Consider the following 597-nt stretch of genomic DNA (forward strand, 5'->3'; position numbering starts at 1 on the left):
ACGTAACACCCCATGGCCTGCGGTCCTTCCGGCGACCAGGGAGTTGACAGCCTCTACTGGCGAGTAACAGACTCCTGTTACCGAAGGTAATGAGCGGCTGGAGGGGATCATGCCGGAGTTCTCTTTCGAACTCAACGAGGAGCAGAAGTCCGTACGGGACTGGATTCACGGATTCGCGCAGGACGTGATGCGCCCGGCCGCCGCGGAGTGGGACGAGCGGGAGGAGACCCCCTGGCCGATCATCCAGGAGGCGGCCAAGATCGGCCTGTACTCGCTGGACTTCTATGCCCAGCAGTTCTTCGACCCCACCGGGCTCGGCATCCCGATGACCATGGAGGAGCTTTTCTGGGGCGACGCGGGCATCGCGCTGTCCATCGTGGGCACCGGGCTCGCCGCCGTGGGCGTGCTGGCCAACGGCACCGAGGAGCAGGTCGGCACCTGGGTGCCGCAGATGTACGGCGACGCGAACGACGTGAAGGTCGCCGCCTTCTGCTCGTCCGAGCCCGACGCCGGCTCGGACGTGGCCTCCATGCGGACCCGCGCGGTCTACGACGAGGCCAAGGACGAGTGTGTGCTCAACGGCACCAAGACCTGGGC

1 protein-coding gene is annotated in these 597 nt (G+C 66.2%); it reads left to right on the forward strand.

Annotated features, from left to right (window positions below; translation table 11 throughout):
* Positions 1 to 109: 109 nt before the first annotated feature.
* Positions 110 to 597 (forward strand): acyl-CoA dehydrogenase family protein (locus KUM32_RS42945; protein ID WP_217146968.1); only part of this gene is annotated, 488 nt, incomplete at its 3' end.

It is taken from the genome of Streptomyces sp. AC627_RSS907 (assembly GCF_019049165.1).